Consider the following 14,109-nt stretch of genomic DNA (forward strand, 5'->3'; position numbering starts at 1 on the left):
GTTCGGGGAGGAAGGCCTCAGCGGCGCGGGGCCGGCCGCGCCATGCCGCTGACTTCGTCGAGCGATCCCTCGACAAGTTCGCAGGCCAGAAGCCTGTTCGGATCGACCGGTCCCGGCAGCCTCACCCGGCCGGGCGGGATCGGCTTGAAGCCGGCCCGCGCGTAATAGGGCGCGTCGCCGACCAGCACCACCAGCCGGTGGCCGAGCTGCCTGGCGGCACAAAGCGCCCGGTTCATCAGCGTCAGCCCGTAGCCCTGGTTCTTGTGGTCGGGATGGACCACCAGCGGTCCGAGGAACAGCGCCCCGGTGCCGCCGATGGTGATCGGCGACAGCCGCACGGCCCCGATCGGCCGATCCTTCAGCGTCGCGACGAAGCTCAGCTCGGGAATCGGCACCGTGCCCTCGCGCAACCGATAGGCGGTCTTGGCGAAACGGCCGGGCCCGAACGCTTCGTCGAGCAGGCCCTCGACGATTTCGAGGTGGGACAGGTCTTCGTACTGGATATCGGCGATCGGTTTGGCGAGGACGGTCATGTCAGGGTTCCCGAGAGCTTCTTGTCGGGCGCCCCGGGGACCGCGAGCCGGTTCCAGCGGATTTGTCGGGATTTGCCGGCGCTTTTAGAAGCGGCGGCGCGGGCGACGGGGCGCAACGAAGGTGCACGCGCTTTCGCGCGTTCCAACTCGTCGTCGCTCTACGATCCGCAACATGGCGCGGTGTCTCCCGTCGAAGGTCGGCCCTGATATCACGCAAGGCCGCACCGGTCCAGCGCGGCCTTGCGGTCGTTTTCGGCGCCTCAGTCCCCGAGCCCGCCCATGTGCCTCTGGGAATACAACTGAACGCCCAGCTTCCCGATCAGGTCGAGCTGGGTTTCGAGGAAGTCGATATGCCCCTCCTCGTCGGTGGCCAGTTCCTCGAACAGGTTCTTCGACACCCGGTCGTTGACGGAGTCGCAGTACTTCGCCGCGTCCAGATACAGCGTGCGCGCCTCGTATTCCCCGGCCAGGTCGACCTCCAGGATTTCCTGGACGTTCTCGCCGATGCGCAGCGGGTTCAGCTCCTGCAGGTTCGGAAAGCCTTCGAGAAAGATGATCCGAGCGATGAACTTGTCGGCGTGCCCCATCTCCTCGATCGATTCCTCGCGCCATTTCTTGGCGAGGTCGAGAAAGCCCCAGTCCTCCAGCAGCCGGTAGTGCAGCCAGTACTGGCTGACCGCCGTCAGCTCGGACCGCAGGCCCTTGTTGAGGTATTCGATGACTTTCGCGTCGCCTTTCATGACAAAACTCCTCCTTCTGCCGCAGCGTACCAGTGACTTGGGGAAAATTTCGACCATCCCCGGAAGTAGCGCCTTCCGGCCTGGTCCCGATCGGACATCAGCGATGCCGTCAGGCTAGCGCATTTTTCGCGATTTTGGATAGGAACAGGGGCAACGGTGCGGCAATCGGCGCCGAAACGCGGCTCAGACGCGAACGGGACCGTCGGCGTATGCCTCCTCGGCCAACTCGAACGCGTCGAGCCGGCCGCCTGCCGGGCCATCGTCCGCCATGCCCTCGCCCGCCTCCCCGGCCCGCAGCGGGCACACGGCGTTGCATTGCGTCACGCAACCGCTGTGCACACCTGGCAGGGCCGCATCCATGATCTCGCGGATCGTGCGCGCGCAGCGCCCGCATTGCGGGCTGCACCCCAGACACCGGTACACCTGGGCCGGCGTAAAGGGACAGTCCGGCCCGGGCGACAGGCACGCGCGTATCTCCCGATCCGACAGGGCATTGCAGGAACAGACGATCACCGCTGGCCTCAGTTTTGAATCGTTCCAGATTGGTTACAAGCGCAACCAACCCTCGATAATATTATCGACTTTGAAAGTCAAGTTATAAGCGTGTGACAGCGGGCCGGGCCGGATCTAGCTCGCCATTGCCCGCACGACCGGGCCGGCGTCGCCCAAGTCGTCCCAGTACGGCGGGTCGCCGAAGCAGGTGGCCAGATGGTCGACGAAGGCGCGCACCTTCGCGGACAGATGTCGTCCGGGCGGATACAGCGCGTAGGCGCCGAGCTGCCACCATTCGATGTCGGTCAGGATCGGCACCAGCCGGCCCTCGCGGATCGACTGATAGACCAGGAATGTCGGCTGCGAGATGATGCCGAGCCCCGCCTCGGCGGCGGCCTGCAGCATGTTGCCGTTGTTGGAGACGAGCCGCGCCTTCGGATTGACGACGCGCTCGCGGCCGTGTTCGTCGATCCAGCTGAACACCCGCCGTTCCGGCACGTTCGAATAGCGCAGATAGGTGTGCGCCATCAGGTCTTCCGGGCGTTCGGGCATGCCGTGCCGGGCAAGGTAGTCGGGGCTTGCGCAGACGACGTTGCGCACCGGCGCCAGGCGCCGCGCGATCAGGCTCGAATCCTCGAGCCGGCCGATGCGGACCGCCAGGTCGAACCCCTCGTTGACGAGGTCGACGCGCCGGTCGTTCAGATCGAGGTCGATCCACAGCTCCGGATGATTGTTCAGGAAACCGGTAACAGCCGGCGTCAGGTGCATCACGCCGAAGGACTGCGGCGCGGCGATCTTGAGCCGGCCCGACAGCGCCCCGTGCAATGCGGCGGCGTTCTGGTCGGCATCCTCAAGATCGGCGAGGATCTGGACCGCCCGCTCGTAATAGGTCTTGCCGGTATCGGTAAGGCTGAGCTGCCGTGTCGTGCGGTTGACGAGACGCACGCCGAGCCGTTCCTCGAGCTCCTTCAGGCGGCGGCTCACCGCCGATTTGGCAACCCCCAGTCGCTCGGCCGCCGCTCCGATCCCCCCGGATTCGGCAACCTGGACGAAGGTTTCGATCTCCGCCATCCGGTCCATTGTTCAGCCTTCGGCAACAATATCATCGATCACTAAGGCCTTTTCGACTCGCTATCAACCGCTACGTACGTCCCAGAACGATGGGCCGAACGATGGGCCGAACGATGGGCCGCACGATGGGCCGATCGCGGCCCCGCACGAGCAAGGAGACGAGACTTTGGGACGACTGGTCGAGGGTATTTGGCGCAGCGACGAGCCGAGGCCGGGGTCTTCGGACGGCCAGTTCCGCCGCCCCGAAACGCAATTCCGCAACTGGATCACGCCGGACGGCGCGCCCGGTCCGACGGGTGATGGCGGCTTTCCCGCGGAATCCGGCCGCTATCACCTCTATGTCTCGATGGCCTGTCCGTGGGCGCACAGAACGCTCGTGGCCCGCGTGCTGAAGGGGCTGGAGGCCCACATCGGCGTATCCGGCGTCGCGCCGACGATGGCCGACGAAGGCTGGGAATTCAGCGACACCTTTCCCGATCCGCTCTACGGCCAACGGCGCCTTTCCGCGATCTACCTGAAGGCCGACGCGCGCTACACCGGCCGCGTCACGGTCCCGGTGCTGTGGGACAAGCAGCGCGAGACCATCGTCTCCAACGAATCCGCCGACATTATCCGGATGCTCAATACCGCCTTCGACGCGGTCGGCGGCAACCCGCACGTCGACCTCTACCCCGCGCCACTTCGCGCCGAAATCGACCGGATCAACGCGACCGTCTACGAGACCGTCAACAACGGCGTCTACCGGGCCGGCTTCGCCACCACCCAGGCGGCCTACGACGAGGCCGTGACGACGCTGTTCGCCAGCCTCGACGCGCTGGAAAAGCGCCTGTCCAGCCAGCGCTACCTAACCGGAGACAGCCCCACCGAGGCCGATTGGCGACTGTTCACGACATTGGTACGGTTCGATCCGGCCTATTTCGGCCATTTCAAGTGCAACATCCGCCGCATCGTCGACTATCCCAACCTGTTCGGCTATCTCCGCGACCTCTACCAGGTGCCCGGGATCGCCGAAACGGTCGACGTCGATCACATCAAGCGCCACTACTACACCAGCCATCGCTCGATTAACCCGACAGGCATCATTCCCGCCGGCCCGCTGATCGACCTGGCCGCACCGCACGACCGGGCACGGCTGAAGGCGGCCTGAGCCCTACCAGCGCGTGTCCGGCAGGGCGCCGTCGAACACCTCGGCGAGCCTGCGCCGCGTCGCCGGCGTGGTGCCCTCCGGCAGATCGTTCAGGGCGAAGAAGCCGGCTTCGACGATTTCCATGGTGGGACGGAACGCGCCGTCCTGCCGCCAGGCCCCGGCGACGAACAGAACCACGTGATCGCCGCGATGGTCGGTCTCGTTGGAATAGACGCCGAACAGCCGCGGCGGTTCCTCGAGGACGATATTGCCCTCGTCGCGCAATTCGTGGGTCAAGGTGTCGAGCACCGTTTCGCCGCGCTCGACGCCGCCACCCGGCAGGTACCAGCCGGGCAGGTAGGAATGGCGCACGAGGAACACCTTGCCGTCGCGCGCGACGACGGCCCTGACGCCGAGCGTCATGCCGCGATTCAGCAGCCACCAGGGCCGAAGGAGTAGTTTCAGCAGTCGTCGCATCGTCCCGACACGTTTCCGGGCGTCCGCGCCGTACGCCCCCCGGATAGTTCGTTGACTGGATACCCTGTTAAGCGGACATGCGCGCCACGCAAAGCAGACCTGCTCTTGTGGCCCTTGGAATATTGCAGTGCAACATCTATCTCCACCGCAATCGAGGCACCCTGTTCGGCGCCTACACTCTACCAAATGGAGCAGATCATGTTTTGGCGCCTCTTCAGCCGCCGGACGTACCATTGGCATCCTGCGGTCGACATGCGCGACGGGCGCATCGCCGCGACGCTGATGACGTTCTCGTCCAACTGACGACCCGTCTGGCCAATATCGCCCGCGAACTGTAGAACCCGCGGGCGATGTTCAGGCTGGCCCATCTTTCCGACCCGCACGTACCGCCCGAGACCGCACCGCTCCGCCGCGAGCTGGTGTCGAAGCGCGCGCTCGGCTGGATCAACTGGCGGCGGAGCCGTCACCGGATCCATCGTCGCGACGTTCTCGACGCGCTGACCGGCGATCTCGGGCACCAGTCGCCCGACCACATCGCGGTGACGGGCGATCTGGCGATCGTCTCGACCGCGTCGGAGTGGCAGAGCTGCCGGCTCTGGCTGCAAAGCCTCGGCCCGCCCGACCACGTCTCGCTGGTTCCCGGCAATCACGACGCCTATACCCGCCGCGCCATTCCCGGCACGGCGCTGGCTTGGCGCGAATATATGGCGGGCGACCCCGACACCGCCGCGCATTCCGGCTTCCCCTACCTGCGCCGGCGCGGGCCCCTGGCCATCATCGGCTGTTCGTCGGCCGTCGTCTCGGCCCCCTTCATGGCGACCGGCCGCATCGGCCGCGACCAGATCGCGCGCCTGAAGCCCTTGTTGCGGGACCTCGCCCACGACGGCCTGTTCCGCGTCGTGCTGGTTCACCACACCCCGATCCGCACCCATGGCGACCGCTACCGCCGGATGACCGACGCCCGCGCCTTCCGCGCGCTCCTGGGCGACTGCGGCGCCGAGCTGGTGCTGCACGGCCACGAGCACCGCGCGAGCCTTCACTGGATCGCCGGACCACGCCAGCCGGTGCCGGTCGTCGGCGTGCCCTCCGCCTCGGCGCTCGAGCACGGCAGCAAGCCGGGCGCGCAGTACAATCTCTACGAAATCTCGGGGGATTCCGGCGCCTGGACCTGCCGCATGCGCACGCGTGGCTTCAGCGGCGGCGAACTGCAGGAATTGCAGGAAACGCTCCTGTTCGAAAACGGCCAATCCACCGCGCCGGGCGGCGATTTTCGCGCGATCTAAGGCGCGGTAAGCAGCATTCCGGCCAGGAACAGTCCGGCCGCCCCGGCGAACGCGCCGACAAGAAACGTGAAGATCACGGTTCCCCAGACCGCACCGGAACGACGCGACGACTCGTCCGGCCCGGCGGGCGTCTCCGTCTCGCCAAGCCGCACAACCGTCTTGCCATCGGCATCGCTTTCCAGCGCCCGCTCGCGCTCAAGCAGCCGATGCGCCACGTAGTCGGTCACGCGCGCGGCGATCTCGTCGAGATTGGTCGTCTCCAGGATCACCTGGCGGCCGTGACGGGTATCCTTCAGGAACCGGTAGGTGCGCTTGTCGCGGCCCATCATCACATGGCCGAGCACGTCGACCCACAGTCTGGGCGGCGTTGAGGGAACAAGCGAGCATTCGAGCAGGTCGGTATCCTCGGGGATCTCCTCGAAAACCTCGCTCAGCGCGTCCTGCAGCAGTTCCAGCCGGGCGAGCTCGGCCTCGCGCAGGTCGACGATGACGTCCGACCGCTCGGCCGCCTGCTGGCGCGCGCGGTTGAGCGCCTCTCTCAGCCGGCTCTCGCGCTTGTGCGGCTCCGGCACGTCTTCGATGATCATTTCTTCCGACATTCGTGTGTCCGATTCCGGTCGGGATGGTCGTCTGTTAACGAACAGTTTACCACGATCCGCCACGGAAAAGAGGCCTCATTTCCGACTTTTGCGGCCAGTTCAGGCGTTTTTTCGGCTCATCACGCGATTGACGAGTTCGCGAACGTCGTCGGGCATGAACGGTTTTTCGATATAGGGACAATCCGTGGTCGCCAGGAATTCACTGACGCGGCGGCTCAACGTATCGCCGGTGATGAACGCCAGGCTGCCGGCCTGCTCGGGATTGGTGTCCTGCAGAATGCCGTAGAACGAGACGCCGTCGAGTTCCGGCATCCGCATGTCGCTCAGCACCACGTCGTACCGACGGTGCTTCAGCCTTTCGAGGGCGCCGCGGGCCGATTGCTCGACATCCACCTTATGTCCGTCCATCTCCAGGCAGTCGGCGATGAGCGAGCCGACGTCCTCCTCGTCGTCGATGACCAGGATTCTCAGTCCCGCGCCCGACTCTTCGGCATGGGGCGCTTCTTCCTCGTCCGTTTTGCTCCGCGCGCCATCGCGCGAAAGCCTGATCGTGAACGTCGCGCCCGGCCGATCGATGCGCTCCAGCTCGATCGATCCCCCATGCCCCTCGATGATGCGGTGGCACAGCGCAAGCCCCAGCCCTGTGCCGACACCGACCTGCTTGGTCGTGAACAGCGGCTCGAATATCCGGGACCGCGCGTCTTCGGGAATTCCCGGACCGTTGTCGGCGAAGGTGATCGACACGCCCTCGCCACCGTCCACGGCCACCGTGGTGATCTCCAGCGTGCGCGGCCCCTCGGTTCCCCTCAGCGCCTGCTCGGCATTGACGATCAGATTGGTGAAGGTCTGCACCAACTGGTCTTCGTTGGCGTAGACCACCGGCAGATCGTCGGCCAGGCGCAGGGTGATGTCGACGCCGGTGGTGCGCAGCGAATAGGCTGCGAATTCAAGCGCCTGCTCGATCAGCGCGTTGACGTCGACGGGCGCTGTCTCCTCCGATGTCTGCCGGGCCATCGCCAGGAACGTCTTGACGATCCGCGCGCAGCGGTCGGCCGCCGTGCCGATCTTTTCCGCCCGGACAGCCGTGTCGGGGTCGGAGGCGTGCTCCTGCAGCATCACGGCCTGGCCGATCAGGACGGACAGAGGATTGTTGAGCTCGTGGGCGACGCTCGACAGCAACTCTCCCAGAGCGCTCAGCTTCTCGCTCTGATGCAGGATCTCGCGCTGCCGGGCCGCTTCGGCGGCGGTCTCGCGGCGCGCCGTGAGATCAATGAAGCTCAGAATGGAGACTTCACGCCCCTCGTACTCGATGATCCGGTCGTTGAGCGAGGCCCAGAACACCGTTCCATCGACCTTCCGTACCCGCAATTCCACATCGTACAGTTCGCCGCTCTTGCGCAGTTCGGCGATCAGGCGGTCGCGATCGGCGGGATCGACGAAATGGTCGACGGTGTAGGCTGGCTGGTCGGACGGCCAGGCGCGGCCGAACAGCTCGGCTGCCGACGGGCTCTCGTAGAGGATCTCAGACGTCGCCAGATCGACCATCCAGACCGGAAGCGGATGACCCTCGACGATGCTGCGGAAATGCTCCTCCCGCTGCCGCAGCGCGAGCTCCATCTGCTTGCGCTCGGTGATCTCGTTCCACACCGAGACGAAGCCGCCCTGCCGGGTCGGGCGGTGCGAGTATTCGAACCAGCGCCCCTCCTTCGACGGGAACTCCTCGCGCAAGGCGATACCGCGCTGCCCCATCTGCTCGGCCATCCACTCGTCGACGCGGCCGATGGCATCCACGAAGAACCCCCGTTCGGCCCGGATCCGCGTCACCTCGGGCCAATGCGCGCCGGGCACCAGGAGATCGGCTGAATCGCTGTGGAATTCCCGGTAGCGGGAATTGCAGGTCACCAGCCGGTCGTTGGCATCGTAGAGCACGAAGCCGTCGTCGAGCGCCTCGATCGCATCCTCGAGGGTCTCGTTGACCCGCCTGAACTCGGCCTCGCGCTCGAATGCCGTGGTCAGGTCGATCAGGTTGGAGACGATGACCGTTTCGCCGCCGATCTCGACGAAGCGCGCCGACATCGACCCGACGAACCGGCTCCCGTCGCTACGCCTGAAGTGCATCCTGAAATCGTCGACGCTGCCGTGCTCCCGGATCAGCCGCAGGCATTCCGCGCGCTCGTCGCGGTCGATGGCGAAATCCTCGACCTTGAGCGGCGGATCGCCCGGCTTAAGCCGCAGCATCGCCGCCATGGCCGGCGTCTGGTACAGCACCTCGCCGTCCGATACGCGCGCGGCCACGACCGGGACCGGACAGTTGTCGAGGATCAGCTGAAACGCGCCCTCGATCCGGTCCTGCGCGCCTGTGGCCGCCTTGTCGTCCTCATCCAGCGCCAAAACTGAGCCTTTCCTCCAGAAGGATACCCGACAAACAAAATACCATACCTCCAATCGGGCAAGCTCAACGCGATAATGCGGCGATCGCCGCCGAATTCCAAACGGCCGCGAAATTCGGGTGGACGGCAGATCGCCGCTCGACCATGGTACGCCGCCATGAGCGAGCTTCCAGAGAGTGCCAGACGGGTCGCCGACGCCGCGCGGGCGGCGGGTCTCGACATCACCGTCGTCGAGATGCCGGAGTCGACGCGCACGGCCGAGGATGCGGCGGCGGCCTGCGGCTGCGCGGTCGCGCAGATCGTCAAATCGCTGGTTTTTCAGGGCGCGGAGACGGAAACGCCCTATCTGCTGCTCGTCTCCGGGGTCAATCGCGTCGACGAAGACGGCATGGCCGCGGTGCTGGGCGAGCCCCTGAAACGCCCGGACGGACGGGCGGTGCGCGAGATCACCGGCTACGCGATCGGCGGCATTCCGCCGCTCGGCCACCCGGATACGATGCCCACCGTCATCGACGAGACGCTGCTCGACTTCGACACCGTGTGGGCGGCGGCCGGCACGCCGCGCTGCGTCTTCTCGGTGGATCCGAACGCCCTCGCCGCGGCGACCAAGGCGCGGCGGCATCCGTTCTGACACCCCTGTTCCGACGCCTGAACCGCCGTCTCAACCCACGAAAAAGCCCGCGAGGAGGTCCCCGCGGGCTCGATTGTCTACGTGAATTCGTCGATCAGGCCGCCGCCGGACGCATCCTTTCGATGGCGAAGCCGGCGATAACGGCGGGAACGACCCACATCAGCGCCTGAACCACCAGCGAGGCCGACACGAACTGGGCGGCAAGCTCTGCCGGCACGGGGCTGCCCATGTCGTCGGGGTGCGGCGCGCCGATCACGTGCGGCAGCACGATCAGGCCGACGCCCACGATCGACCAGACGACATGCCGGCCGAAGAAGATCGCCGCCAGGCCCAGCGCGGTGGCCACCGCCGTGCCGACCCACCAGATCTGCCTCAGCTCCAGTTCGGCCGCGTAGGCGCCCGGCAGCTCGGGCGCGAGCCCGAAGGCCGGCGCGAGCCCGGTCGCGACGAAGCCGGCCACCGCCCACGGAATGACGCTGCGCGCGGTGATCTCGGCGCCCTTGACGAACATCGCCGCCAGCAGCATCCAGGCGAAGCCGACCGCGACGATCACGCTCGCCGTGTAGGTCAGGATCGTCCGCATCGCGTCGCCGCCTTCGGCCGCCGTCTCGCCGCTATGGACGTGGGCGAGCAGGATCTGCGCGGCGCTTGCCACGTCCGTCGTCTCGAACTGCTCGGCGTGCAGGATGAGCGGTGTCGTCGTGACGGATTCGATCGCGCCCACGACGATACCCCCGGCGATGCCTCCGATGAGGCCGCCGGCCAATATGCGCATCAGCATGACGCGATCAGTGGCAGGGGAAGGACATCGCATGACGCGCGTCGTGCGCGGCGTCATGCAGGGCCTGCGGATGCGCGAAACCGGCCCCGAAGACCAGCACGGCTCCCATCAGGAACACCAGGGCCGCGACACCGATGCGGGTCGAGGCGAGAGGCTGGGAAAAAGTCGTCGTCTGATTAGTCATCGTATGTACCCGTGTTGCCGCTCCACCGGCGGCGTCTTGAGTTGTCCCACGGACCGGCAGGTCTCCTGGCTCGCGCCTTTAGCGCCCTTCCTCCCCCTTCCCGGCGTCAAGCCAGTGGGATGACGGAGGAACGGCTTGGCGCCCACAGTTGCGGGGACAGCCGCGGCTTTCGGTAAGTCCTGTCGAGACAGGCCGGCACCGCGTTCCCTTTTGCGCCCGTTGGACTGAACCTTTTCAGGCCAGCCTGTCCGGGACCGATCCGAGTCGGACACTATCGAACCGGATTGCGTCCGTCGAGGGCGTTGCCGCGTTTCATCCCAGCGCCGCCGCAAGCCGCACCCACGCGGACTCGTCGCTGGGCATCCCGAACCGCAGCCAGTCCGGGCGATAGGCGAAACGACGCACGAAGATCCCCGCCTGTCCCAGCCGGTCGAAAACCGCCGGCGCCCGCGCGCTTTCCGCGAGCCGGTAAAGGCGCGTCCCGCCGACGACGGCGAGCCCCGCACGCGTGAGAAGATCGTCGAGGCGTTGCCGGTCCTCGTCCAGCCGGGCCCGTGTCTCAGCCAGCCAGCCGGCATCGGCCAGGGCCCGGCGCCCGATCCCGATCGCCGGCCCCGACACCGCCCACGGCCCCAGCGCGGCGCGGATCTTCACCGCCAGGTCCGGCCCGGCCACCGCGAAGCCAAGCCGCAGGCCGGCGAGCCCGTAGGTCTTGCCGAAGGAGCGCAGCACCACCACGCCCGCGCCGGGGAGGTCGGGGATCAGGCTCAGCGGCCCGTCCTCCAGGTCGGCGAAGGCCTCGTCGACGACGAGCAGGCCGTTGCGCGCGGCGAGCTCCGAGGCCAGCGCCGCCAAAGTTTCCGGATCCGTCCGTCGTCCGTCGGGATTGTTGGGATTGCACAGGACGATGCCGTCATGTCCGGCTGCCGCCTCGAGCGAGCCAACCTCCGTGACCGCCGCACCCGATTGCGCCCAGGCGGCGGCGTGCTCGGCATAGGTCGGCCCGACGACGGCGACGGACGTCAACGGCACGATGCGCGGCAGCAGCGAAATCAGCACCTGCGTGCCCGGCGCGGCGACAACCCGCGTCGGATCGCCGCCATAGGCAGCCGCGGCGGCGGTCTCCAGGGCCGCCGCATCCGACGGTTCCGGCAATCGCGCCCAGACCTCCGCCGGGACATCGGGAACCGGATAGGGCCGCGGATTGATGCCGGTCGACAGGTCGATGATCAGCTCGGGCGCACCGGGGAACAGCCGCCGCGCCTCGGCCAGGCGCCCGCCATGAGCAATCTCCCCCCCTGCCGGGACGTGCGCGAACGTGCTAGCCGTCTTGCCGATCATGGATATCGCGTCGAACCTCTTGGTGCTGTTTCTCGCCCTCCTCGCGGAGGCCGCCTTCGGCTATCCCGCGCCGCTCTACAAGGCAATCCGCCATCCGGTGATGTGGATCGGCGCGCTGATAGACCGGCTCGACCGAAGCCTCAACACGGATGCCCTGTCCGAGGCAAGGCGCCGCGCCAACGGAGCCCTCGCCCTCGCCCTTATCCTCGCCGTCACGATCGTCCCGACGCTGATCGTCCAGATCGCGCTCTTCGACATCCTGCCGGATCTCCTGGCGGCCCTGCTGGTCGCGGCGGCGGCCTCGACCCTGATCGCCCAGAGAAGCCTGTACTGGCATGTGGCCGCCGTCGCGACGGGCCTGGAACGCGCCGGCCTCGCCGGCGGCCGGGCGGCCGTCTCGCGGATCGTCGGCCGCGATCCCGACAGCCTGGACGAGGCCGGCGTCTCGCGCGCGGCGATCGAGAGCCTGGCGGAAAACTTCTCCGACGGTGTGGTCGCCCCCGCCGTCTGGTGCGCGCTGTTCGGCCTGCCCGGAATCGCCGCTTACAAGGCTGCCAACACGGCGGACTCGATGATCGGCCACAAAAGCGAGCGCCACCGCGCCTTCGGCTGGGCGTCGGCGCGCTTCGACGATCTCGTCAACCTGCCCGCCTCGCGCCTGTCGGCGGTGTGGATCGCCCTTGCCGCCACGATTCTGAGCCTCGACGGCAAGGCGGCCGTCAGCACCGCCCTTCGTGACGCCCGCCATCACAAATCGCCGAACGCCGGCTGGCCGGAAGCGGCGATGGCCGGTGCCCTGGGGCTGAAGCTGGCGGGTCCGCGCATCTACGGCGACATCCGCGTCGACGATCACTGGATGGGCTACGGCCGCGCCGAGGCGACGGCGGCCGATATCCGCCGCGCGCTCGATCTCTACCGCGTCGCCTGTGGACTCCAGATCGCCGCCACCGGACTGCTTGCCGCCCTCATCTGGCTGACGTGACGATCCGGTCGATATCGACGTGCGCCTCCAGGTGTTCGGCGAGCCGGTCCAGCGCGTCGTCGACGCCACGCTCGTAGGCCAGATCCGAGGCGCCGCCGAGCCGGTCGAGCCAGGCCGCCCGCTGGCGGTCGTCGGCGAAGAAGCCATGCACGTAGGTGGCGGCGACACGGCCGTCCGGCGAGACCGCGCCGTCGACCCGGCCGTCGGCCAGCCGGACCAGCGGCCGCTCCGTCGCCGGGCCCGTCGTGCGCCCCATGTGCATTTCGTAGCCACGGAAGGCGAGCCCGTCGGCGACCGTCTCGCCGCTCACCTCGACGAGGCTCTTGTCGCTGCACAGCACCGTCTCGACATCGAGCAGGCCGAGCCCTTCCGCCAGTTCCGGATAGCCCTCGATGCCTTCGGGATCGGCAATGGTCCTGCCCAGCATCTGGTAGCCGCCACAGAGGCCCAGGACCCGCCCGCCGCGGCGCACATGCGCGAGAATGTCGACGTCCCACCCCTCGCGCTTCAGCGCCTTCAGATCGGCGATCGTCGCCTTCGAGCCCGGCAGGATGACGAGGTCGCACGCGGGGATGGCCTGGCCGGCCTCGACCATGGTCAGCGCGACATCGGGCTCGGCCGCGAGCGGATCGAGATCGTCGAAATTGGCGATCCGCGGCAGCACCGGCACGGATATGCGGATTGTCCCGCCGGCATGTCCCGCCTCCTGCTCGCTCAGCGAATAGGCGTCCTCCGCCGGAAGCCGGCCGGCACCGGCAAAATACGGCACGAGCCCGAGATTCGCCCATCCGGTCGCCTCGGCGATGGCCGCCATGCCGGCATCGAACAAGGTCGGATCGCCACGCATGCGATTGACGATGAAGCCGACGATCATCGCCGCGTCGGCGGGATCGATCACGGTCTTCGTGCCGACGAGGCTCGCGATGACACCACCGCGATCGATATCGCCGATCAGCACGACGGGTACGTCGGCAGCGCGGGCGAAACCCATGTTGGCGATGTCGGCGGCGCGCAGGTTGATTTCCGAGGCGCTGCCGGCCCCCTCCACCAGCACGATCTCGGCGGTCCGCTTCAACCGCTCGAAACTCTCGATCACATGCGGCAGCAACCGCTGCTTGACCGCCTGGAACTCGCGCGCCTTCGCAGCGCCGAACACCTTGCCGCACAGCACGATCTGCGCCCCGGTCTCGCTTTGCGGCTTCAGAAGCACCGGGTTCATGTCGACATGGGGCGCGAGCCCCGCCGCGCGCGCCTGCAGCGCCTGCGCCCGGCCGATCTCGCCGCCCTCCGCGGTCACCGCCGCGTTGTTCGACATGTTCTGCGGCTTGAAGGGCGCCACCGCGATCCCGCGCCGCGTCAGCGCCCGGCACAACCCGGCCACGATCAGCGACTTGCCGACATTCGAGCCGGTGCCCTGGAACATGATGGCCCGGGCGGTCATCGCATGGGGGCTCCCGAGCAGATCGACCGAACGAGAAC

General features: G+C 67.4%; 15 protein-coding genes and 1 riboswitch. Of the genes, 4 read left to right on the plus strand and 11 right to left on the minus strand.

Annotated features, from left to right (window positions below; all coding sequences use genetic code 11):
* Window positions 1-17: 17 nt before the first annotated feature.
* From ACSF9G_RS03825 to ACSF9G_RS03840, 4 genes are all read right to left on the minus strand, one after another.
* Entirely contained in the window at window positions 18-533 is a 516-nt protein-coding gene (locus ACSF9G_RS03825; RefSeq protein WP_436638513.1) for a GNAT family N-acetyltransferase, read from the minus strand.
* A gap of 260 nt (window positions 534-793) precedes the next feature.
* Window positions 794-1,273: a bacterioferritin gene (gene bfr, locus ACSF9G_RS03830; protein WP_436638515.1), complete on the minus strand. Its 480-nt coding sequence runs from the start codon at window positions 1,271-1,273 to the stop codon at window positions 794-796.
* 183 nt (window positions 1,274-1,456) lie between these two features.
* A complete protein-coding gene (locus ACSF9G_RS03835) occupies window positions 1,457-1,786 on the minus strand; it encodes a (2Fe-2S)-binding protein (protein WP_436638517.1) in 330 nt (109 codons plus the stop codon).
* A gap of 114 nt (window positions 1,787-1,900) precedes the next feature.
* Window positions 1,901-2,845, minus strand: coding sequence for a LysR family transcriptional regulator (locus ACSF9G_RS03840; protein ID WP_436638520.1), 945 nt, complete (start codon window positions 2,843-2,845; stop codon window positions 1,901-1,903).
* Window positions 2,846-3,002: 157 nt separating this feature from the next.
* Here ACSF9G_RS03840 and ACSF9G_RS03845 point away from each other — a divergent pair, with 157 nt between their 5' ends.
* Window positions 3,003-3,983 carry a glutathione S-transferase family protein gene (locus ACSF9G_RS03845; protein WP_436638522.1) on the plus strand — a complete coding sequence of 327 codons (981 nt, stop codon included), beginning with the start codon at window positions 3,003-3,005 and terminating at the stop codon, window positions 3,981-3,983.
* Window positions 3,984-3,986: 3 nt separating this feature from the next.
* Here ACSF9G_RS03845 and ACSF9G_RS03850 read toward each other — a convergent pair whose 3' ends face one another.
* Window positions 3,987-4,439, minus strand: coding sequence for an NUDIX domain-containing protein (locus tag ACSF9G_RS03850; protein ID WP_436638524.1), 453 nt, complete (start codon window positions 4,437-4,439; stop codon window positions 3,987-3,989).
* Window positions 4,440-4,789: 350 nt separating this feature from the next.
* Here ACSF9G_RS03850 and ACSF9G_RS03855 point away from each other — a divergent pair, with 350 nt between their 5' ends.
* A complete protein-coding gene (locus tag ACSF9G_RS03855) occupies window positions 4,790-5,722 on the plus strand; it encodes a metallophosphoesterase family protein (RefSeq protein ID WP_436638526.1) in 933 nt (310 codons plus the stop codon).
* Here ACSF9G_RS03855 and ACSF9G_RS03860 read toward each other — a convergent pair.
* Together ACSF9G_RS03860 and ACSF9G_RS03865 are read right to left on the minus strand one after the other, a co-directional pair.
* Window positions 5,719-6,321, minus strand: coding sequence for a hypothetical protein (locus ACSF9G_RS03860; RefSeq protein ID WP_436638528.1), 603 nt, complete (start codon window positions 6,319-6,321; stop codon window positions 5,719-5,721). The genes ACSF9G_RS03855 and ACSF9G_RS03860 overlap by 4 nt on opposite strands.
* Before the next feature lie 99 nt (window positions 6,322-6,420).
* Window positions 6,421-8,712 (minus strand): ATP-binding protein, encoded by a 2,292-nt coding sequence (locus tag ACSF9G_RS03865; RefSeq protein WP_436638530.1) that lies wholly within the window; start codon window positions 8,710-8,712, stop codon window positions 6,421-6,423.
* Window positions 8,713-8,868: 156 nt separating this feature from the next.
* On the opposite strand from ACSF9G_RS03865, the gene ACSF9G_RS03870 reads away from it, so the two are divergent.
* Window positions 8,869-9,342, plus strand: a complete 474-nt coding sequence (locus ACSF9G_RS03870; protein ID WP_436638532.1) for a YbaK/EbsC family protein — start codon at window positions 8,869-8,871, stop codon at window positions 9,340-9,342.
* A 94-nt stretch (window positions 9,343-9,436) separates the two neighbouring features.
* Here the strand turns inward: ACSF9G_RS03870 and ACSF9G_RS03875 are convergent, their stop codons facing one another.
* From ACSF9G_RS03875 to cobD, 3 genes are all read right to left on the minus strand, one after another.
* The gene (locus tag ACSF9G_RS03875; protein ID WP_436638534.1) at window positions 9,437-10,123 is read right to left on the minus strand and encodes a CbtA family protein; all 687 of its coding nucleotides are present in this window, start codon (window positions 10,121-10,123) and stop codon (window positions 9,437-9,439) included.
* A gap of 7 nt (window positions 10,124-10,130) precedes the next feature.
* Complete coding sequence (locus ACSF9G_RS03880; RefSeq protein ID WP_436638536.1) at window positions 10,131-10,307, minus strand: CbtB domain-containing protein; 177 nt, start codon at window positions 10,305-10,307, stop codon at window positions 10,131-10,133.
* Between the two features lie 38 nt (window positions 10,308-10,345).
* Window positions 10,346-10,570, minus strand: a riboswitch (cobalamin riboswitch).
* Window positions 10,571-10,619: 49 nt separating this feature from the next.
* Window positions 10,620-11,648 carry a threonine-phosphate decarboxylase CobD gene (gene cobD / locus ACSF9G_RS03885; protein ID WP_436638538.1) on the minus strand — a complete coding sequence of 343 codons (1,029 nt, stop codon included), beginning with the start codon at window positions 11,646-11,648 and terminating at the stop codon, window positions 10,620-10,622.
* Between cobD and cbiB the strand changes: the two genes are divergently transcribed.
* Window positions 11,647-12,630, plus strand: a complete 984-nt coding sequence (gene cbiB / locus ACSF9G_RS03890) for an adenosylcobinamide-phosphate synthase CbiB (protein WP_436639660.1) — start codon at window positions 11,647-11,649, stop codon at window positions 12,628-12,630. The genes cobD and cbiB overlap by 2 nt on opposite strands.
* Here cbiB and ACSF9G_RS03895 read toward each other — a convergent pair.
* Window positions 12,614-14,071, minus strand: a complete 1,458-nt coding sequence (locus ACSF9G_RS03895) for a cobyric acid synthase (protein WP_436638540.1) — start codon at window positions 14,069-14,071, stop codon at window positions 12,614-12,616. The two genes, cbiB and ACSF9G_RS03895, sit on opposite strands and share 17 nt — an antisense overlap.
* Window positions 14,072-14,109: the final 38 nt, after the last annotated feature.

The organism is Microbaculum mangrovi, assembly GCF_051390635.1.
GTDB lineage: Bacteria > Pseudomonadota > Alphaproteobacteria > Rhizobiales > Tepidamorphaceae > Microbaculum.